Consider the following 18823-nt stretch of genomic DNA (forward strand, 5'->3'; position numbering starts at 1 on the left):
CGTCGGCACCTGGGGCGGCCAGATGCGGGGCGAGAGCAGCGGGGCTGATAGTGGCGAGAGTGGTCACGCGAGGGACACCGCCGCAATGCGATCGTTGAGACGCTTGACGTCCCTGGTGCTGGTGAGGCCCGTGTACTGGTCGAGGCTGGCCGTGTACCAGCCGAGGGCGACGCCCGGCTGCCCGGAGCGTTCGGCTGCCTGCCCGAGGAACTCGGTGCTGCGGGCGACCCAGGGGCGGTGGCCGACGTCGGCGAACTCGCGCCGGGCTTCGACGAGGGCTGCGACGGCGAGATCGTGCTGGCCGGCGAAGGAGTAGCCCTCACCGAGGTAGGCCAGTGCTCTTGCGGCGTTGAGCGGGTCGGGCGTCTGGAGACCGGTGAGGTCGGCGCGGGCCATACGCAGGACGGGGAGGGCGAAGTCGACGTGGCCCTGGCGGGCGGCGGCGGATCCGAGGAGCAGCCCGGCGAGCCCGGCGCCCCGGCGGTCGTCCAGGTCGGTGTAGAGGCTGTGGGCTTCCCCGAGGAAGGACTGGGCCTCGTCGTTGAACCCGGCGTCGTGGAGGGCGGCGCCGATGCCGGAGGTGTACTGGGCGACTCCGGCGCGGTCGCCAGCCGACTGGGCGAGGGCGGCAGCCCGGGAGTAGTGGGTGGCGGCCTCCTTGAGGCGTCCGGCGGCGACCAGCCCGAGCGCGAGGGTGGAGGACATCTCGCGGATCACCATCGGGTCGCCCCAGCGGAGCGCGGCGCGAAGGCCGGCCTCGTACACGAGGATCCACATCGGGACGTCGCGGTAGTAGTGGAAGAGAGGCCAGAGGTCGGAGGCGAGCGCGCACGCAATCGCCGGGTCGCCGCAGTCGACGGCGGCGATCATGGCCGGGCCGACGGCGGGTGCGATGGCCTCCAGCCAGGCGAGGGCCTCGTTCCGGTTGGTGAAGCGCACCGGCTCGACCGGCCTGCCCAGCGGCGGACGGGGCAGGACGCGGTGGTGCGGGGTGAGGAGCTGGGCGCACGCGCGGGCGGTCTGGAGCAGGTGGGTGAGGTAGCCGGTGCTGGCTTCGTGGGCGGCCAGCCGGGTCGGTGCTCCGACGCCGATGGCGGCGGTGCGGACGGCAGGGCGGAGCGTGTAGAGGTCGCCGCGGACGGCGGCACGGCGGGCGGTGTCGAGCAGGCCCCGGGCGACCAGTTCGGCGAGGAGCCCCCGGGCCTGGTCGCGGGTGGTTCCGGTCGCGGCGGCGCTGGAGGCGAGGTCGAGGTCCGGGGCCGGGGCCAGGGCGAGCCGCCGCAGGAAGCCGGCCTCCTGTGGAGACAGGTGGGCGAGGGCGGTGTCCACGGCGTCGCGCACGGGGCTCTCCGATCGGTTCGCCCCTGACGGGGCTGGCGCGGGTAGGCCAGCGCGCAGTGGCAGGTCTGGCTGGAGGACGAGGTCGGCGGCGGCGAGCGCGATGGCTAGCGGCATCCCGCCGTGGAACCCGACGAGGGCCGCCGCCCCGTCCGGGTCGCGCCCGGTGCGCTCTTCACCGACGATCCGCGACAGCAGCCGAAGGCCGTGCTCGGCCGCGAGAGGGTTGAGGCGGCGGTGGAGGGCGCCGTGGGCCAGCAGCGCCGGCAGCGGGTCGCGGCTGGTGACTACGAGCAGGCAGCCCGGGGTCGCCGGGATCAGCGGCAGCACCTGCCCGGCGTCGGCGGCGTCCTCCAGCACCACCAGCAGACGCCGACGGGCGGTCTCACTGCGCCACAGGCCGATCAGGTCCTGTTCGGCCCAGGGAAGCGGGGAGTGTTCACCGAGGCCGAGTGCGCGCAGCAGCGACCGCGCGACCTCTGCGGCCGTGGCGGGGCCGCCCGGGGCGTCCGCGCGAAGCCGGGCCACCAACTGGCCGTCCGGGTAACGGTCTTGGATCTGGTGGCCCAGCTTCGTGGCGAGGGCCCGCTTGCCGACTCCGTCCGGGCCGGTGATTACCACCACAGGGGCGGTCCCGTCCGCGGGCGTGCGGCCGAGGGCGGCCTCCAGGGACAGGAGGGCCTCTTCCCGGTCGGTGAACACAGCAGGTATGGGGGCGAGTTGTCGCGGCACCGGTATCGGCAGCGAGGGCGGGCCCGGGTGGAGGTGCACGCCGCCGGTGATGCTCCCGGCCTGGACAGCGGTGGCGACCGAGGACGTGCCGACGGTGTTGTTCACCTCGTCCCCGCCCACTACGCGACGACGGCGGCCGGTGCCGCCTGCTCGACGGATGCCCGTGGGCGGGGCGGTGCGGCTCGCCGGGAGCGGGTCTTGGGGGCGATGCGGACGGCGGCGTCGACCAAGCTCCAGTGCGAGAACGCCTGTGGGTAGTTCCCGAGTTGGCGTTGCGCGAGAGGGTCGTACTCCTCGGCGAGCAGGCCGAGGTCGCTTCGCAGGGCGAGGAGCTGGTCGAACAGCTGACGGGCTTCGGTGTGGCGGCCGATGGCGGTGAGGCCATCGGTGAGCCAGAACGAGCAGGCGAGGAAGGCGCCCTCGTGGCCGGCGAGCCCGTCGACGTTGGCGCCGGGTGCCTCGTGGGTGGCGTAGCGCAGCACCAGACCGTACTCGGTGAGTTCGCGCTGGACGGCCTCGATCGTGGCGATGACGCGCTTGTCATCGGCGGGCAGGAAGCCGGCCTGGGGGATCAGCAGCAGGGAGGCGTCGAGGGCCCGGCCTCCGTAGTACTGGGTGAACACGCCATGCTCGTCGACGCCGTGGGTGCACGCGTCGCGGTGGATCTCCTCGCGCAGCTCGGCGAGGCGGACCAGGACGGCGGGGTCGGTGGTGGTGCGTCGCTCCAGCATCCGCAGGGTCCGGTCCACGGCGACCCAGCACATGACCTTGGAGTGGGTGAAGTGGCGTGCCTCGCCACGGATTTCCCAGATGCCCTCGTCCGGCTCCCGCCAGCGCAGCTCCACCTGGGCGACGAGCGCGAGGAGCAGGACGTCGACCTGCGGCGAGGGCGGCAGGCCCGCGTCCTCGGCGAGCAGCAGCGTGTCCGCGAGTTCTCCGAACACGTCGAGCTGGAGCTGGTTGGCGGCGCCGTTGCCGATTCGCACGGGCCGGGACTCCTCGTACCCGGGCAGGTGGCCCAGGATCTGCTCGTCCAGGTCGGTGTCGCCGTTGATGCGGTAGATCGGCTGGACGCGTTCGGGGGTGACCGTGTCGATGAGCCAGCGCCGCCAGCGTCGGGCCTCCTCCAGCTGTCCGAGCCGGATCAGGGCGGCGATGGTCAGCGCGCTGTCGCGCAGCCACACGAACCGGTAGTCCCACTGGCGTTCGCCGCCGAGCTGCTCGGGCAGGGAGGTGGTGGGCGCGGCGATCACGCCTCCGCCCGGGTGGCACATGGCCTTGAGGGTGAGGGCGGAGCGCACCACGGCCTCGCGGTCGGGGCCGCGATAGGTGCACCCCCGTGCCCACTGCTCCCAGGACTCCACGGTCGCGTCCAGCTCGGCGAAAGCGTCCGGCGGGATGGGCGCGGGCCTGAAGGAGACCTTCCAGGTGAGCGAGAACGCGACGCTCTGGCGGGCGTGGAGGGAGAGGTCGGCCCGGCACACCCCGTCGCGGTTGACGGTGTGAGAGGGGCCGTCGAGCCAGTACGCGTGCGGGTAGGTGGTCGCCGACAGGCGCGGGGTGCCGTGGTTAAAGCGCTGGATGGTCGGCAGCGTGGCGCCGTAGTCGGTGCGGGGCCGGAAGACGGAGGCGACGCGCACCACGCCGCTGACGCACTCGACGATCCGGATGATCTGCGGTTCGGCGTTGTCGTCGACGTCGGGTCCGGGCATGAAGTCGGTGACCGCGAGGGTGCCGGTGTCGGTATCCCACTCCTGGCGCAGAACCATGGTGTCGCCCAGGTACTGGCGGCGGTCGGCGGCCGGAGGCGGCGAGCCGTCGTAGATGGCCGGGCCGACGCGCCAGAAGCCGTGCTCGTCGCCGCCGAGCATCGAGGCGAAGACGGCCGGGGAGTCGAAGTCGGGCAGGCAGGCGAAGTTGATGGCGCCGTCCGGGCGGACCAGGGCGGTGGAGCGCGTGTTGCCGAGGAGGGCGAGGTCCTCGATCCGGAACGGGGCGGGGGCGCGGAGCATGGTCGTCCTGACGTGGGCGGGAGAAGTGGTGGTCAGCCGCAGACGGCGGGCGGGGTGGCGAGCACGGCAAGGGCTGCGGTGACGGTGCCAGCGAGGCTGTCCGCGACGGGCAGCCACGGCATGAGGTGGCCGAGCAGCACCCGGTTGGCCCGCTGGACGGGGTCGGCCGGGTCCGAGCCGACGACCACCGCCCCGCCGTACGGCGTGAACAGGCCGGCCTCGTAGCAGTCGTGCACGCGGACGTGGCCGAGCGGATTCCAGAACAGGACCAGGGCGGTGCGGCGGATGTTGGTGTCCTGCCAGCCGAACGGGGCCCACGCCGCGTAGGGGTCGGTGGCCGGGTTGCGGGAGGGACGCGGGTTGAGGACGGCGCCCTCGAAGCCGGCGCTCGCCAGAAGGTCGACCGCCTCGGACTGCCAGTCCGGGCAGCCGACGGTCGCCCCGGCGAGGAACACCGACGGCAGGCCGTCCGGCTCGTACGGGGCCGGCGCTTCGATGTAGCGCAGTCGTCGCGGTTCGCCGTCGCGGCGTCCGGGAGCATGCCCGGGGACGACGGCATGGTGGATGGGTGGCGTGGTCATCTTGTCTCTGTGCTCGAAGGGGTGCGGCCCTGACCCGGACGGCCGCCATGGGTGGTGCGGGTGGTGCTGCTCAGCCGGACCGGCGGGTGCCGGCGCGGCCGGGGTTGTGCGGGGGCGGCGTGCGGTGGTTGACCAGGCGGTCGGCGACGCCGAGGGTCGTCAGGGCAGCTGCGGCGAAGATGCCGAGGTAGACCGGCTGGCCGAGAGTGGAGAAGTGCGTCAGCAGGTAGACGGTGCAGCCGCCGACGACCATGCCGAGCAGGAAGCACAGCACGGCGAGCGCGATCCGCCCGGGGCTCGGCCGGGCCCTCACGGCGCCGCGCTCCGCGTTGCGGCGGTGCGGGCGAGCGGCTCGGTCGGCCACGAGGGGTCGATGTCGCTCAGCAGCACGAGGCCAGCGAGCACCCCGACGACGACCGCCTGGGGCTGGGAGTCGACGTTCACCGTCGCGAGGAGCGTCTTGGTGTAGGTGCGCATGGTCGCCGAGGAGATGCCGAAGTCGGCGGTCAGCTCCGGGGTGTTGCGCCCGCTCGCCCAGCCGCGAAGGATCTGCGTCAGCCGTGGGGGAAGGGAGGGCTTGATGGTCAGGGCACCGCTGGGGTGGACGGGCTGGGTGACGATCCTGTGGGCGGTGGCCCAGCCCGCGAGCTGGGGCACGGTGCGGGTGCCGGTCGTGACGAGGACCGCCTCGATCGCGCTGCGGACGTCGTCCAGTCGTAGCCGTGTCTCGGGGTCGGCGGCGATCTGCTCGAAGCTGGCTCCGGCGGAGGCCAGGGTGATCAGCCGGAGCTCGGCGGCGGCGAGGGCGGGCAAGGGCGCGGTGGGCACAGCGGCATCTCCAGCAGAGTGGTTCGGACGGGTCACAGGTGCTGCGGGATCGGCGCGGTCGGCGCCGCCAGGTGGAACAGCAGACGGGCACCGAGCCGCTCGGACTGCCCGGTGCCGACGACCAGGACCAGGTCCCCCTCGGCGGCCAGCTCGCCGATGCGCTGCTCGGGGCCGGGCTCGCACGGGCCGGAGCGGGCACGCTGGACCTTGCCGTCGCGGAGGCTCTGACGGGCGGCCTGCTCGACGGCGTCCAGCGGGTCGGGTGCGGTGTGGTGGACCAGCGGCGTGCTGACGGGCAGCAGCAGGACGTGGTCCACGCCTTCGAGGGCGGCGCCGAGTTCGGCCGCGTGCTCGCTGGTGCGGGCGATGCCGTCCGGCTCCAGGACGACGAGCAGGGAGCCGTCGGTGAGCATCCGGGCGGCCTCCACGTCCTGGGCGACCTCGCGCGGATGCCGGGCCCGGGAGTCGACCACCGTGACGTGGCGGTGGGAGCCGACCGTGGCGAGCGAGCGCTCGACCCCGCGGAAGGAGGCGGCGCGCTCGGCGACGGACTGCGGGTCCTCGCCGAGCACCAAGGCGGTGGCGATGGCCGCGCAGACCGCCAGCGCGTGGTGGCGGCCGGCCACCGGGAGGACGAAGGCGTGGTCCGTCTCCTCGTAGCGAAGGACGACGCGGAAGTCCTCGCCGGTCCAGCGCGGGGTCATGATCCAGACGGTGGAGGCGGGGTCGGTGCCGACGGTGACCACCTTCTGGCCGGGCACGGGACGGTCGCCGAGGCGTTCGCGCAGGTTCGCCACGCTGGTGTCCCAGGTCGGCAGGATGACCACGGCCGCGTTGCGGGCGAGCCTCTCGGCGGTGTCGAGCCCGGCGATGTTGTCCTCGAAGTGCGGGGCGTTGGCACTGGTGGCGAGGATCAGCGCGGCGGTGAACTTCGGCTCGCTGTGCAGGAAGTGCGGGGCGGGGCGGTGCTGCCAGGCTCCGGGCGGAGCGGCCTCGTGGGTGCCGGCGTCCGGGCACAGGTCCACGACGATCCGGCCGCCGTCGCCCGCGTGCCCGGCGGCACCGTCGCGGGCCGGGGCGGTCAGGACCCAGCCCGTCTGCCCGTCGTCGAGGACGTGCGCGAGGGCGGCTGCCGCGGTCGCGGTGCTGTGGCTGCCCGCCACGGCCACCGCCCCGGCACCCCCGGCCTGGACGGAGAGGGCCTTGAGCGCCAGGACCCGTCCGAGGATCGGCAGCCGCAGCACCTGCGCGCGGTCCAGCTCGGGGTGCGGCTTGGTGACGACACCCGACCAGACCACCGCCGTGCGGTCGGTGCGCACGTGCCCGGCGTCGAAGCCGACATGCACCTGGACGCCAGCCGCTTCGAGAGCGGCGACGACGGGGCTGTTCCGGGCAGCCTCGGGGATGCTGCCGGTGACGTCGGCCCCGGCCTCGGCGAGCCACCGGGCCAGGCCCTCCATACCGGGGGAGGCGACGTCGACCAGGTGGACGGCCGCCAGCAGGCCGGGCACGGGCGGATGCCAGTTGGTGCCGACGGCGGACTCGAGTCGGGTGGTGGTGTCCATGGTGTTCTCCAACGGGGAAGCGGGATGTGGGGGTTGGGTCCGGGCCGGGCGCGGGGAGGGGGATTCGACCCGCGACCGGCCCGGGGCTCATGCCTGGACGAGACCGCGCTCGACCTCGGCGGCGGTGACCACACGGGCGTGGTGGTCCAGGTCCATGCGGGCGATACGGGCCAGGTGCGCGACCACCCGTTCCTCCAGCAGCTCACCGGCCAGCGTGCTGGCCTCGAACGCGCCGACGGCCTCCTCCAGCGACTGCGGCACCAGCGGCGCATCGCGCTGCTCGTAGGCGTCGCCTCCGGTGATGGGCGGGGGCTTGAGGCCGGCCTCGATGCCGTGCCGTATGCCAGCGAACACCGCCGCCAGGGCGAGCAGCGGATTGGCGTCCGCGCCCGGCAGGCGCACCTCCAGCCGCAGGCTGCGGCCGTGGCCGACCACCCGCACCGCGCACGTCCGGTTGTCCCGGCCCCACGTGAGCCGGGCCGGTGCGAAGGAGTGCGGCTGCAGGCGCTTGTAGCTGTTCATGTACGGCGCCCAGAGCGGGGCGACCTCCGGCAGCACGGCCAGCAGACCGGCCACCGCCTGCCCGCCCAGCTCCGACAGCTCGGTCCCGTCCTGCGGGTCGGCGGCCAGCATCGGCCGGTCGTCGAAGTCGGCCAGCGACACGTGCAGGTGCAGGCCGCTGCCGACCCCGGTGGCCGGGGCCGCCATGAACGACGCCGTCAGACCGGCTTCGTCCGCGACCGTCCGGGCGGCGTGCTTGAACAGCACGTGTTGCTCGCACGCGGCCACCGCCTGCCCGTACGGGAAGGTCACCTCGATCTGACCGGGGGCGCCTTCGCCCTTGACGGCTTCGACCGGCAGACCGGCGGCGGCCAGGACCTGGCGGAGCCTACGGCCGAACTCCCGCACCACGGGCGGCTGGTCGAGCGCGTAGTCACGGTTCTCCCAGGCTGCGGGCCGGAGGCTCCGCCAGCCAGAGGCCGCCGCGTCCCGGGCAGTGCCCTCGTAGAGCACGAACTCCGTCTCGATCCCCACCGCCGGCACCACGCCGAGCCCGGCGAGCCGGTGCAGCTGCTCGGCCAGCACCGTGCCCGGAGCCAGCGGGTGCGGCCACCCGCCGCTGACCGGCTCGGCGAACACCATCGCAGTGCCCGGCAGCCACGGCAGCAGCCGGGCCCGCCGGGTGTCGGGCAGCAGGGCGACGTCGCCGAACCCGGACTGCCAGGAGAACGGCCCGCTGACCGCCGGGGTCATGCCCAGGTCGGTGCCGAGCACGTACCCGCACATCTCCGGGGACAGCGCCCCCGACCGCAGCCGCTCCACCAGCTGGGCAGCGTCGTACTCCTTGCCCTTGCGCCGGCCCTGCGCGTCCAGCGTCGCCAGCAGCACCGTGTCGACTCCGAAGGCGGACACCAGCTGCTCCAGCGGCCCGGTCGGCGAGACCGTCGCCGTCGGGGTCTTGGCCGCGCGGGAGCGCGCGGCCCGCATCGTCGCCCTCATACGATCTGCGCCTCGACCCGGGCCAGATGCGGGTCCTCCACCACCGGCACGGAGAACTTGTTGCCGGCCAGCTTCCACCACGCCCACGCGAACACGAGGACCGCAGCCAAGGTGACGGGCGCGTAGTTGAACGTCTCGACGGTCACGGGGGCACGCTGCGGAAGGCACACCAGCACCGTCAGGACCACCACCCACACCACGGCGGCGATCCCGATCGGCCTGCTCCACCGGCCCAGGTTCCACGGGCCAGGGACGAAGTCCTCGCCCTTCCGCAGCCGCAGGTAGACGGGGATGATGTAGGAAGGGCTCATCCCGATCACGTTCACCGCCGTCACCGCGCCGTACGCGACCGGAGACCAGAGCGACGGGACAGCCAGGAGGAAGGCGACCGAGACCGCCAGCCACACGGCGGGCACCGGAACGCCGTTGGCCGAGACCCGGCGCCACGTCGCCGAGCCGGGCAGCGCACCATCCCGCGAGAACGCGTAGATCATCCGCGACGCGGCGGTGGTCTCCGCACTGCCGCAGAACAGCTGGGCCCCGATCACGATCAGCAGCAGCAGCTTCGCGCCGGTCGTCCCGACCGCGTCCTGGAAGATCTGCGCGGGCGGGACGGCCGCCCCGGCGGTGCCGGCGTAGTCCTGGACGGCGAACAGCAGGCCGGCCAGCAGCACGGTGCCCGCCAGCAGGGAGACCCAGATCGAGCGGACGATGCCGCGCGGCGCCGCGATCCGGGCGTCCTTGGTCTCCTCGGAAAGGTGCGCGGAGGCGTCGTAGCCGCAGAAGGTATAGCCGCCCAGCAGCAGACCGATCGCCGAGACATAGATGGGGCTCGTCCAGCCGGTGCCGTTCTCGAAGTGCGTGAACACCCAGGACAGGGACTGGTGGTGGGAGGGGACCACGGTGAGCACGCCGACGATCAGGGCGACGCCGAGCAGGTGCCACCACACCGAGACCGAGTTGAGCACGCTGATCACGTTCACCGCGAAGGTGTTCAGCAGCGCGTGCAGCACCAGCACGCCCGCGAAGATCGCCAGGATCAGGCCCGGCGTCGGGGCGACTCCCCACTGCAGTCCGGCGAACGCGGCTATGAAGCTGGCCGCGCCGTAGTCGATGCCAGCGATCCCGCCCAACAACCCGAGCAGGTTCAGCCAGCCGGTCGTCCAGCCCCAGCGCGGGCCGCCGAGCCGCTGTGCCATGTAGTAGAGGCCGCCGGAGGTGGGGTAGGCGCTGGTGACCTCGGCGAGCGCCGCGCCGACCAGCAGCACGGCCAGGCCGACGGCGACCCAGCCCCACATCATCACCGCCGGGCCGCCCGTCACGAGGCCGAGGCCGAAAAGGGTCATACACCCGGACAAGACGCTGATCACAGAGAAGCTGACGGCGAAGTTCCCGAAGCCGCCCATCCGGCGGACGAGTTCGGGCTCGTAGCCGAGGGAGCGAAGATGCTGGTCCTCGGGGCCGGACGCGGTGCGCTGGGGCCAGGACATGGCGAAACCTCCAGGGGAAGTCGGGTATCGGGCCCGGCGCGGCACCGGGCGGAAGACTGGTGGGTGGCGGTCAGCCGGCGGCGACGGCGTAGGACTGGGCCATCGCCTGCCGCAGCAGGTCACCCGGCTGGTCCGCCAGGCTCTGCCAGGGCTGCAAGGAGATGAACGGGGCCATCGCGGCGAAGACCTCGGCGGCCTCCCGGCGTTGGCGGCTCGCCCAGAGGGCGTGGGCGAGGTGGCTCTCGTCCGTCACCGGCCACCGGGTGCCCTGTCCGAGCGCTGCCCGCCAGTGCCCGAAGGCACGCAGCACCGTGTCGCGGACCCTCTCGTCGTCCGTCCACTGCAGCTGGACCGCGTCCTTGCGTTCGGCGCGGCGGTAGCGGTCGACGTACAGGTACAGCGGCAGCGCATGGAGAGCAGAGCCCTCCGGCGCGCTGGGCACGTAGGTGGCCAGGAAGTTGGCGGCCGGGCCGCTCTCGCCACGGGCCAGCCAGAAGCGGAGCATCCGGTGGAACGCTTCCCGGCCCCACGGGTCGGTCCGGCGGGCCTGGTCGAACAGCGCCCACGGACCGGGCGGGAGCATCTCGTCCGGAGGCGGAACCTTGTGTTCGGGCCGCGCTTGTTCGAGGTCGAGCTGAGCGAGGGTGAGCAGTCCGAGCCACGGCACGGGATCGCCCCCGAGCACCGAAGCTGCCAGCCAGCACCACTGCCGGGCAACGACTTCGAGCGCCACGGCGTCCCGAGAGCCCGGCTGCCGTTGGCCGGCCAGCAGCGCCCGGTCGACGGCAACCCGGGTGTGCAGCGTCGTCAGGCCGAACGCGGTGGGTTCCTCGGTGCCCCAGTGGCGCAGGACGTCGTTGTGGCCGGCCACCGCGCCGAGGACCTGGGTGCGCGACGCCCACAAACTGGGGTCGCCCCAGGAGCGGGTGAGAAGTGTGCGTGTCGACCACCACTGCCCTTGCCGCAACTCCTCGACCGCCGAACGAAGTTCACCGTCGTGCCCGGCGGGGTGCTGCACGAGCTGATCCGAACCAGCAGTAGGTGCTGATGCCATGACCGCTTCCCCCTTCGTGGTTTGTCGAGTGCCGTTTTCCCCGCTGCGGACGATGGCAGCTGACGATGGCCAGCGCCGCGTCCGCGTTTCCAGGCCCGGACGCCTCAGAGGTGTACGGAACTCAGGTTGGTGGGCGTGGTTGCCCCCTAGCCCGGACACTGTGCGGTTGTCAGTGCTGTCGGGGGAGAGGGAGGCTGCGGGCGTGTTCGATCGCCCCCTGCACGTCGCCCGGGGGCGAGCCGGGATGGCAATGTTGCGTGCAGGTCATACGGAACAGCAGACAACAGCGGTGCAACAGGGCAGATTTGTTGCACTGGGTGGCATCCATGCGGAAACTCCGGCCGTGAGCTGCGGCCTTTCTGCAACTCAAAGTTCGGGAGAGCACGATGAAACGGGTCGGGCTGCTTGCTCAGTGGCGCAGGGCGGCGGGCTACACCCAGGACAAACTGGCCGAGCGGCTCGGCGTCGACCGCTCGACCGTGCATCGGTGGGAGGCGGGCAAGACGACCCCGCAACCGTGGCAGATGCCGCTGCTTGCCAGGACGGTCGGACGCACTGCTTCGGAGCTCGAAGACCTGTTCGACGGGCGACTAAACGACCACCGGCCGGTGATCCAGGGCAGCAGCCCAGCTGGGTCATCGTCCGATGAACTGCGCATCGTCTACCTGGACCTTGAACGGCGGTACGACCGAGTCCCCTCAACCACCCTGCTTGCCGAAGCCGGTCAGCACTTCGCCCGTCTTGATCAGTTGGCCCGCCAGTTCCGCGCCGGCCCCCAGCAGCGGGACGTACTGACGCTCCAGGCCGAGACGAGCACCCTGATGGGGAAACTGGTGTGGGACGCCTCGCAGCGACGCGACCACGGCGGCGCCCGGAAGTACTACTCCCAGGCCGCCGCCATTGCCCGACGCTTGCAGGACCCAGCCTTGGAGAGCCATGCTCTCCTACGGTCGAGCTATGTCGACCTGTACGGCACCAAGGACGCATCGACCGGTCTCGCGCTCGCCGAGGCGGCAGCGAGGCGAGCAGCACCGGTCAGCCCAGCACTGGCGAGCCTGGCGCTCCTGCATGCCGGCGAGGCGCACGCCATGCTGGGCGACCGAGCTGAATGCGAGCGGAGCATCGGCCTCGCCCAAGACCAACTAGCGCACCTCGATGCTGGTCCCCCCACCGATCTCGTCTCGCCGGACCAGGTCGGTCGCCTCGCCGGCTCGTGCTACCTCGAACTCGGCCAGCTCCGCCGCGCACAGGACGAGCTGGAGGCCGTCGCCAGGAGCCTGGGTAGCCGCCAGAAGTCACGGACGATCGTGCTGGGAAATCTGGCCCTCTCCCTTATCCGACAGCGGCAGGTCGACGGCGCTCTCGAGGTTCTAGACCAAGCCGTCGACGAACTCGAACAGACTCGGGGCGGCGGAGGAATGAACCTGGTGTTCGCCGCTGCCCGGGAGCTGAAACCCTGGCGACGGGAGGTCCAGGTCCTGGACCTCCAGGACCGGCTGCTGTCCTTGATGGCGGCGCCCTGACCGAAGGAGACGATGCACCCGTGACGTTGAGCCGGGAGCAAGACAAGGCCGAACTGCGCGAGCGCGTCTGGGCAGCACTGGACGCCGAGTCGGCGGTCGAGGACGACACGGCGCACGGCAAGATCCCGGCCTTTCACGGTGCCGAGGCAGCGGCCCGCCGCCTCGCCGACCTGCCGGCCTGGCGCTCAGCCAAGATCGTCAAGGTAGTGCCGGACACCGCGCAGGAGCCCGTCCGTGCCCTCGCCCTGGAGCAGGGGAAGGTGGTCTACATGGCCGTCCCCCGACTGGCGGCAGAGGCGCCGTTCTACGTCCTGGACCCCGCACGCCTCACTGTTCCCCCCGCAGTGGCCGCGAACCGCAAGAAGGTGCCGACCCTCACCAGCGCCGTGGACGTCGACGAGCTGGCACCGGTCGACATCGTGGTTCTGGGGAGCGTGGCTGTCGACCCGACCGGAGCCCGGATCGGCAAAGGCGCCGGATACTCGGACATCGAGGCCGCCCTCCTGACCGAGGCCGGGCTGATCAGTGAGAAGACGGTGATCGTCACCACCGTGCACCGCCTCCAAGTGGTGGACGCGGTGCCTACGCAGGCTCACGACGTCAGAGTCGACATGATCGTGACACCCGAAGAGGTCATCACATGCCCCGGGCCGCGCACTCCCGCCCGGATCCGGTGGGAGGACCTCCCGGAGGAGAAGATCGCTGCGATTCCGGCCCTCGCCAAGCGCCGAGCGGAACGCAGCTGAACTGCGCGCCGTGGCTGAGCGAGCGCCAAGGTGATCGGAGCCCTCGGGCCGGTGGGCAGCAGCGGCAACTGCTGACCACCGGCCCGGCCTACTCAGGCCGACTCCTCCTTGGGGGCGTAGCGCAGGAGAACCACATCGCCGACCGCCTCCGTGCCGAGCAGGCGCATCCGGCGGGTGCTTCCACCGGGGTAGCTCGCGGGGTGGAGGAAACGGGGTGCGGCAGCGTCGCCGACGACGAGCGGCGCGATGGCAAGTTGGATCTCGTCAGCCAGGCCCTGAGAGAGGAACTGGGTGTGAATCTGGCCGCCACCCTCAACCATGAGGCGTTCGACGCCGCGGGTAGCGAGGTCGTCGAGCAGCGCTCCGAAGTCGACGCTGCTGCCGGTGCTGACGACATCGGCCAGGCCGTCGAGTTCCTTGCGGAGCTTGGCAGCGGCGGAGTCGGTGGTGTACACAACCTTCTCGCCGCCGAAGTGCCAGAACTTGAGGTCGCGGCTCAGGTCACCGCTGGCGCTGATCGTCACCTTGAGCGGGTACTCGGGCTTTCCGGCGGCGACGCGGGCGACGCGGCGCTCCTCGCTGTTCACGAGCAGCCGGGGATTGTCGCTGCGCAGGGTGTTGCCTCCGATGAGGATGGCGTCGGAGTCGGCCCGAACCTGGTCGACGCGGTCGAAGTCGGCCGGGTTCGACAGCAGGAGACGGTCAGGCGTGGCGTCGTCGATGTGGCCGTCGACGGAGGTGGCGACGCTAAGCAGGACGAAGGGGCGGGTGGCCATCGTGGTCCGTTCTCTCGGTGGTGCTGGGCGCATTTGGTGATCAGACTTCATGGAGGAGACGGCTGTCGAGGGCATCGCGGAACCGGTCGACCTCGGTGACGCCCCGGCATCGCTGCAGCAGGCCGTCGAGGGTGACCAGTTCGGTGAAGATCCTGGCGGAGCCGGTTGTGACAGCGACGGCGAGCGCCGCCTCGCCCGTCGCGGCTGCCTGTTCGGGGCCGCTGGCGACGACCTGGGAGATGGCAGAGCGGGCGAGGTAGACGCCGCGGTCGCGGCGGAAGTTGGGTGGCAGGGAGCGGATCGCTTGCTCGAAGCCTGCAACTGCCTCGTGATGGCGCCCGAGCAGCGACAGCGATCGGGCGCGCTGGGCTTCCACGTACGCGGCATCGAGCCATCTGCCGCGACCGACCGGTGCCGCGGAAGGCTCGGCGATCAGCGCGAGAGCACGGTCGAAGGTGTGCTGGGCGGTCAGCTCATCACCGAGGAGCGCGTGCCCGTGTGCGCCGTAGACCGCGCCCATGGCGCTCAGGCGGCTGCCGGGGCGGGCCAGGCGCTGTGCGTAGTCGGCGAGGTCGACGGCATCGACCGACTCCTTCATGTCGCCCGCCAGTTGAGCCTTCCTAGCGGTGATGTAGGCGGTCAGGTCGTGGTCGCCGCAGGCGCTCGCCCAGTCCGTTGCGCGGCCGGCCCAGTACTGGGCGGCACGGTGATCGCCCCCATCCTGATGCAGCCAACTGCAGAACTCCGCGTACTCCGCGAGGACCTGCAGCAGAGCCTGCCTATCGTGGCCGGCGGCGCCCCGCCGGAGCTGCTGAATGAGCTGGATGTGCTCCTGCGCCGTGGCGACGACCTCACGCGGCCCGAGGACGTTGTCGCACTCGACTAGAGACCTACGGAGCGAGCGCAGACTTTCGACGGGGTGAAGCTCCAGCGTGGGCGTCGGCGGCTGCGCCTGGACCTCGGGTACTGCGAGCCCTGACAGGCGGGTCACTCCGGAGATGGCGGATACGCCCTGCGCCAGGGCCTGGCGCGGCATAGTCACGAAGATGATCCTCCCGTCGGCTGTCCGGCAGCCGACCCGAACCCCTCCGTCCATACGCGGCATCGCGGCGTCCCCGACCGTCGCGCCTGCGGATCCTGGGTGCAGCGTGTCGCCTTTGGGGCGCTGATTCCGGTCGGCTCGGCTGCCTTCGGTCGGAGCCGCGCCAGTTAACGGAGTGGCCGACGAGGTCCCCAGGGCAGTGGAGAGTTCGTCCCGCCCGACGCCCAGCAGCCGGCCCAGTTTCGCCATTTGCCACGGCTGCGGCGAGGTTCCACCCCGCTCCCATCGGCCAATAGTCGAGCGATCGACGCCCATGGCCTCAGCCAAGGACTCCTGGGTGAAGCCCGACTTCACGCGAAGCGCGATGAACCGCTCACGCCGCACCACCATCACCCACCCCTCGATGCGCCGAAATCTCATCCGTCAAGTTGCCTTGTCAGCGGCGGGTTTGCCGCACAGATGCCCCATCAGTGCACCAATTCTGCTCTGTTCGTGCGCGGCGCGCAGCGGTTCTCTGGTGCTTGCCGGAAAGCCCGGTGTACGAGGATGAAAGGCCCAACACATGGAGAAGACCATGATGGCCGTCGAGGAAGACGGCCTGCTCGTCTCCCGGACGAAGGTCGCTGCGGCGCGCTCGCGCGACGAGCAGCCGTCCGACGGCGGCTCCACCGGCCGTACCGACACCAACGACTGACGGCTGACCATGGCCACCGACATCCTCTCGGTGGCGGAGCGTCTGGGCGGGGAGCACTTCCTCGCCCAGACGCTCGGCCGCAGCTTCAAGGTCGTACGCGGCGACGCCGCGTCATTCGCAGGACTGATGAGCTGGGACGACCTCAACGGCATCCTGACCCACCACCGCCTGGAAGCCCCGCGCTTCCGCCTCGCAGCCAACGGCGAGCAGCTGCCCGCCCACACCTACTCCCGCCCCATCGTCACCCGCCGCAGCACCGTCTGGCATCAGCTACAGCCGACCGAACTGCACAAGCGACTCGCCGAGGGTGCCACTCTCGTTCTCGACGCCGTCGATGAGTTGCACCCGGGTGTAGGCAGCCTGGCTGGCCAGCTCGAAGAATGGTTGCGCACGGGCGTTCAGACCAACCTGTACGCGTCCTGGACCGGCACCGAGGGGTTTGGAGTCCACTGGGACGACCACGACGTCGTGGTCGTCCAGCTCGATGGCGCGAAGCGCTGGCGCATCTATGGACCGACCAGGGCCGCACCGATGCACCGGGATGTCGACGTCCCGCAACCGCCGGCAGAAGAGCCGATTGCGGACCTGGTGCTCACCGCCGGCGACCTGCTGTACCTGCCCCGCGGCTGGTGGCACGCCGTCGCAGCTTCAGAGGGCCAGCATTCACTCCACGTCACATGCGGACTTCAGAGCACCACGGGCGCTGACCTGATCTCCTGGCTGTCAGAGATCCTTCGGGCCGACGAAGCGGTCCGGGCAGACGTGCCGCGCTTCGGCACGCCCGACGAGCAGCGTGCGTTCCTCGGCAGCATCGGCAAGCTCATCGCGACGGAGCTCGAGAGCGACGATCTGCTCGCACGATTCACCGAGGCGCGGGACGCCAACGAGCGCGCGAGGCTCGCACCGTCACTGCCGCATGTCACCGCTGTGCCTGCGGACCCCGATCTCCACGTGCACCTGGTGACCACGCGCCACGTACTGTCCACCGCACCCGACGGAGGAACGCGGCTGACCGCAGGCGGCGAGGACTGGACCTTCTCGTCGCGAGCCCAGCCGATGCTCGCGCTGCTCGCCGACCGTTCTCGGCATAGGCTCGGCGATCTCGCCCACGCCGCCGAGATCAGCATCGAGCAGGCTGCCAGCGTCGTGGCCGAGCTCGTCGACGGCCAGGCCGCAGCGATCGGGAGCACGGCATGACTGTCGAACTGGCGCTCGGAACCTATCGGTGCCCCGATGTTGCCGCTGCCGTACGAATGGCTGCGGCACAGGGTGCAGCCTGGGTGGACACCGCCCCGAACTACGCGGCTGGCCGTGCGGAGGCGCTGCTCTCCACCGCCCTCTCTGAGTGGCCTGCCCTCAAGGTCTCCACGAAGGTCGGCTACATCCCGGCGGGCGCCAAGCACGACGGCGTCCGCGCGGGAGCCCTGTCCGCCGCCGAAGCCGAACGCGGGCACTCCCTCTCCTCGGCCTACATCGCTTGGCAGGTCGCCCGTAGCCAGCACGCGCTCGGGCGCGCCCCCGACCTGGTCTTCCTCCACAATCCCGAGCACGGCCTCGCGGATGCAGACACCGGCGATCGGCTCTACCAGGCGTTCGCCGCCCTCGAAGCGGCATGCGATCAACACGGCATCCCCGGCTACGGGCTCGCCACGTGGACGGGGTTCACCAGGAAGACCTTCGACCTGCCCCTGTTGCTCGAAACCGCTACCAGGGCCGGCGGCCTGCAGCACCGCTTTCGAGCGGTGCAACTGCCCGTGTCAGTGGTCCACCTCGCACCGATCGCGCAAGCACTCGACGGGTACGGGGCCCTGGTTGACGCCCAGGACGCGGGAATCCAGGTGTTCGCCTCCGCTCCGCTCCACGGCGGTGAGGTCCTAGACATGATCCACCCGGAACTGGCCGCCCTGATCAGGCCCGGCGGCGGCCCGGCCCAGGCCGCGCTGGCAGTCGCCGCGTCCGCCCCAGGAGTGAACCGAGTACTGCTGTCGACCAACAACACGGAACACTGGGCACAGGCCGCCGCCGCCGTCGGCAGGCCGCCGCTGTCGCCGGATGTTCTGCGAAAGGTCGTCGATGTACTCGGAACCTGAGCCCGCCGTCGCTGACCGGATGCGCGAGATGCACTCGGCTGCTGCCACGATGCTGAACGTGGCAATGGCCGAGTGCCGCGAGGCGTGGGGTTGGCAAGGCCGCACCCTCAGCCGTCCGGTGATCTCTGCCGCTGGCGACGCGTGGCTGCGTCTGGCGGCGGCCCCGGAGGGCAAGGCCGGCGGCAAGCTCTGGGAGGGCCCGCTGGAGGCAGAGCGGAGCATGCCCTCGGCGGTTCCTCGCCCGCGGCTGCGCGAGCGACGAACCTGGACGGACGGCGGCCACGGCTACCTCGCCGAGCTGTACGAACGTGTCGACGCTCCTGTCATCGCGCCGTCTGAGCCGGTGCTGCGGAGGGAACCCGACCTTGGCGGCGAGTGGTGGGAGGAACTCGGTGCAGCGCTCGACTCCATCTCCGAGGTCTCGACCGATCGCGTCGCGGTTCGCCAGCAGTACCTGGACCGGGCGATGCCGCAGTTCCTCGGATTCCCGGTCGACACCAGAGTCCCGGCCTGGAGCACCGCCCACGGCGATCTGCACTGGGCCAATCTCACCTCCCCTACGCTCGCCATCCTCGATTGGGAAGGCTGGGGTATCGCGCCCGCCGGCTACGACGTCGCTCTCCTCCACGCATACAGCCTGCTGGTACCCGGAACGGCCGCCGAGATCCGCCACCGCTTCAGCCGCACGCTGGACTCGGAAAGTGGCCGCTTCGCTCAGCTCGTGGTGATCACCGAATTGCTACAGTCCACCACCCGCGGAGACCACCTCGACCTGGAGAAGCCCCTCCGCGAGCATCTGGCAAAGCTCAGGAGCACAACCCATGCAGTTGCCTGACGAACCCACGCGTATCC

Annotated in this window: 17 protein-coding genes; 6 read left to right on the forward strand and 11 right to left on the reverse strand. The window is 71.5% G+C overall.

The genetic code is table 11. The features are described 5' to 3' along the window. Positions 1 to 63 precede the first annotated feature (63 nt). From ACR68M_RS18560 to ACR68M_RS18600, 9 genes are all read right to left on the reverse strand, one after another. Positions 64 to 2175, reverse strand: coding sequence for a hypothetical protein (locus ACR68M_RS18560; RefSeq protein WP_441245209.1), 2112 nt, complete (start codon positions 2173 to 2175; stop codon positions 64 to 66). A 14-nt stretch (positions 2176 to 2189) separates the two neighbouring features. Beyond that, entirely contained in the window at positions 2190 to 4082 is a 1893-nt protein-coding gene (locus tag ACR68M_RS18565; RefSeq protein WP_441245210.1) for a glycoside hydrolase family 15 protein, read from the reverse strand. Between the two features lie 32 nt (positions 4083 to 4114). Then, entirely contained in the window at positions 4115 to 4663 is a 549-nt protein-coding gene (locus ACR68M_RS18570) for a hypothetical protein (protein ID WP_441245211.1), read from the reverse strand. Positions 4664 to 4733: 70 nt separating this feature from the next. Beyond that, positions 4734 to 4976, reverse strand: a complete 243-nt coding sequence (locus tag ACR68M_RS18575; RefSeq protein WP_441245212.1) for a hypothetical protein — start codon at positions 4974 to 4976, stop codon at positions 4734 to 4736. Next, positions 4973 to 5491 (reverse strand): hypothetical protein, encoded by a 519-nt coding sequence (locus ACR68M_RS18580; protein ID WP_441245213.1) that lies wholly within the window; start codon positions 5489 to 5491, stop codon positions 4973 to 4975. Before ACR68M_RS18580 ends, ACR68M_RS18575 begins: the two co-directional genes overlap by 4 nt. 32 nt (positions 5492 to 5523) lie before the next feature. Continuing rightward, complete coding sequence (locus tag ACR68M_RS18585) at positions 5524 to 7056, reverse strand: Mur ligase domain-containing protein (RefSeq protein ID WP_441245214.1); 1533 nt, start codon at positions 7054 to 7056, stop codon at positions 5524 to 5526. A gap of 87 nt (positions 7057 to 7143) precedes the next feature. Continuing rightward, the gene (locus tag ACR68M_RS18590) at positions 7144 to 8556 is read right to left on the reverse strand and encodes a glutamine synthetase family protein (RefSeq protein WP_441245215.1); all 1413 of its coding nucleotides are present in this window, start codon (positions 8554 to 8556) and stop codon (positions 7144 to 7146) included. Beyond that, a complete protein-coding gene (locus tag ACR68M_RS18595; protein ID WP_441245216.1) occupies positions 8553 to 10046 on the reverse strand; it encodes an amino acid permease in 1494 nt (497 codons plus the stop codon). The genes ACR68M_RS18590 and ACR68M_RS18595 overlap by 4 nt, the downstream gene beginning before the upstream one ends. 70 nt (positions 10047 to 10116) lie before the next feature. Continuing rightward, positions 10117 to 11100 (reverse strand): hypothetical protein, encoded by a 984-nt coding sequence (locus tag ACR68M_RS18600; protein WP_441245217.1) that lies wholly within the window; start codon positions 11098 to 11100, stop codon positions 10117 to 10119. A gap of 386 nt (positions 11101 to 11486) precedes the next feature. Between ACR68M_RS18600 and ACR68M_RS18605 the strand changes: the two genes are divergently transcribed. Then, positions 11487 to 12623, forward strand: coding sequence for a helix-turn-helix transcriptional regulator (locus tag ACR68M_RS18605; protein ID WP_441245218.1), 1137 nt, complete (start codon positions 11487 to 11489; stop codon positions 12621 to 12623). Positions 12624 to 12643: 20 nt separating this feature from the next. Beyond that, positions 12644 to 13369, forward strand: a complete 726-nt coding sequence (locus ACR68M_RS18610) for a 5-formyltetrahydrofolate cyclo-ligase (protein WP_441245219.1) — start codon at positions 12644 to 12646, stop codon at positions 13367 to 13369. A 92-nt stretch (positions 13370 to 13461) separates the two neighbouring features. On the opposite strand, the gene ACR68M_RS18615 is transcribed toward ACR68M_RS18610, so the two are convergent. Together ACR68M_RS18615 and ACR68M_RS18620 are read right to left on the reverse strand one after the other, a co-directional pair. Continuing rightward, positions 13462 to 14145, reverse strand: a complete 684-nt coding sequence (locus ACR68M_RS18615; protein WP_441245220.1) for a RibD family protein — start codon at positions 14143 to 14145, stop codon at positions 13462 to 13464. A 40-nt stretch (positions 14146 to 14185) separates the two neighbouring features. Beyond that, positions 14186 to 15607, reverse strand: coding sequence for a helix-turn-helix transcriptional regulator (locus ACR68M_RS18620; protein WP_441245221.1), 1422 nt, complete (start codon positions 15605 to 15607; stop codon positions 14186 to 14188). Positions 15608 to 15749: 142 nt separating this feature from the next. Here ACR68M_RS18620 and ACR68M_RS18625 point away from each other — a divergent pair, with 142 nt between their 5' ends. Genes ACR68M_RS18625 through ACR68M_RS18640 form a run of 4 tightly spaced genes read left to right on the forward strand, consistent with a single transcriptional unit; the run spans position 15750 to position 18806 of the window. Further along, positions 15750 to 15881 (forward strand): hypothetical protein, encoded by a 132-nt coding sequence (locus ACR68M_RS18625; RefSeq protein WP_441245222.1) that lies wholly within the window; start codon positions 15750 to 15752, stop codon positions 15879 to 15881. A gap of 9 nt (positions 15882 to 15890) precedes the next feature. Further along, on the forward strand, positions 15891 to 17078 hold the full coding sequence (locus ACR68M_RS18630) for a cupin domain-containing protein (RefSeq protein ID WP_441245223.1): 1188 nt from the start codon (positions 15891 to 15893) through the stop codon (positions 17076 to 17078). After that, positions 17075 to 17971, forward strand: a complete 897-nt coding sequence (locus tag ACR68M_RS18635; protein ID WP_441245224.1) for an aldo/keto reductase — start codon at positions 17075 to 17077, stop codon at positions 17969 to 17971. Before ACR68M_RS18630 ends, ACR68M_RS18635 begins: the two co-directional genes overlap by 4 nt. Positions 17972 to 17990: 19 nt before the next feature. Beyond that, the gene (locus tag ACR68M_RS18640) at positions 17991 to 18806 is read left to right on the forward strand and encodes a hypothetical protein (RefSeq protein WP_441245225.1); all 816 of its coding nucleotides are present in this window, start codon (positions 17991 to 17993) and stop codon (positions 18804 to 18806) included. Positions 18807 to 18823: the final 17 nt, after the last annotated feature.

The sequence above is a fragment of the Kitasatospora sp. McL0602 genome, from assembly GCF_052076145.1.
Classification (GTDB): domain Bacteria; phylum Actinomycetota; class Actinomycetes; order Streptomycetales; family Streptomycetaceae; genus Kitasatospora.

Coding starts and splice junctions, on each gene's coding strand:
- ACR68M_RS18565 (WP_441245210.1), bottom strand. CDS start 4,082: ATGCTCCGCGCCCCCGCCCCGTTCCGGATCGAGGACCTCGCCCTCCTC.
- ACR68M_RS18570 (WP_441245211.1), bottom strand. CDS start 4,663: ATGACCACGCCACCCATCCACCATGCCGTCGTCCCCGGGCATGCTCCC.
- ACR68M_RS18585 (WP_441245214.1), bottom strand. CDS start 7,056: ATGGACACCACCACCCGACTCGAGTCCGCCGTCGGCACCAACTGGCAT.
- ACR68M_RS18590 (WP_441245215.1), bottom strand. CDS start 8,556: ATGAGGGCGACGATGCGGGCCGCGCGCTCCCGCGCGGCCAAGACCCCG.
- ACR68M_RS18595 (WP_441245216.1), bottom strand. CDS start 10,046: ATGTCCTGGCCCCAGCGCACCGCGTCCGGCCCCGAGGACCAGCATCTT.
- ACR68M_RS18600 (WP_441245217.1), bottom strand. CDS start 11,100: ATGGCATCAGCACCTACTGCTGGTTCGGATCAGCTCGTGCAGCACCCC.
- ACR68M_RS18605 (WP_441245218.1), top strand. CDS start 11,487: ATGAAACGGGTCGGGCTGCTTGCTCAGTGGCGCAGGGCGGCGGGCTAC.
- ACR68M_RS18615 (WP_441245220.1), bottom strand. CDS start 14,145: ATGGCCACCCGCCCCTTCGTCCTGCTTAGCGTCGCCACCTCCGTCGAC.
- ACR68M_RS18620 (WP_441245221.1), bottom strand. CDS start 15,607: ATGAGATTTCGGCGCATCGAGGGGTGGGTGATGGTGGTGCGGCGTGAG.
- ACR68M_RS18625 (WP_441245222.1), top strand. CDS start 15,750: ATGGAGAAGACCATGATGGCCGTCGAGGAAGACGGCCTGCTCGTCTCC.
- ACR68M_RS18630 (WP_441245223.1), top strand. CDS start 15,891: ATGGCCACCGACATCCTCTCGGTGGCGGAGCGTCTGGGCGGGGAGCAC.
- ACR68M_RS18635 (WP_441245224.1), top strand. CDS start 17,075: ATGACTGTCGAACTGGCGCTCGGAACCTATCGGTGCCCCGATGTTGCC.
- ACR68M_RS18640 (WP_441245225.1), top strand. CDS start 17,991: ATGCGCGAGATGCACTCGGCTGCTGCCACGATGCTGAACGTGGCAATG.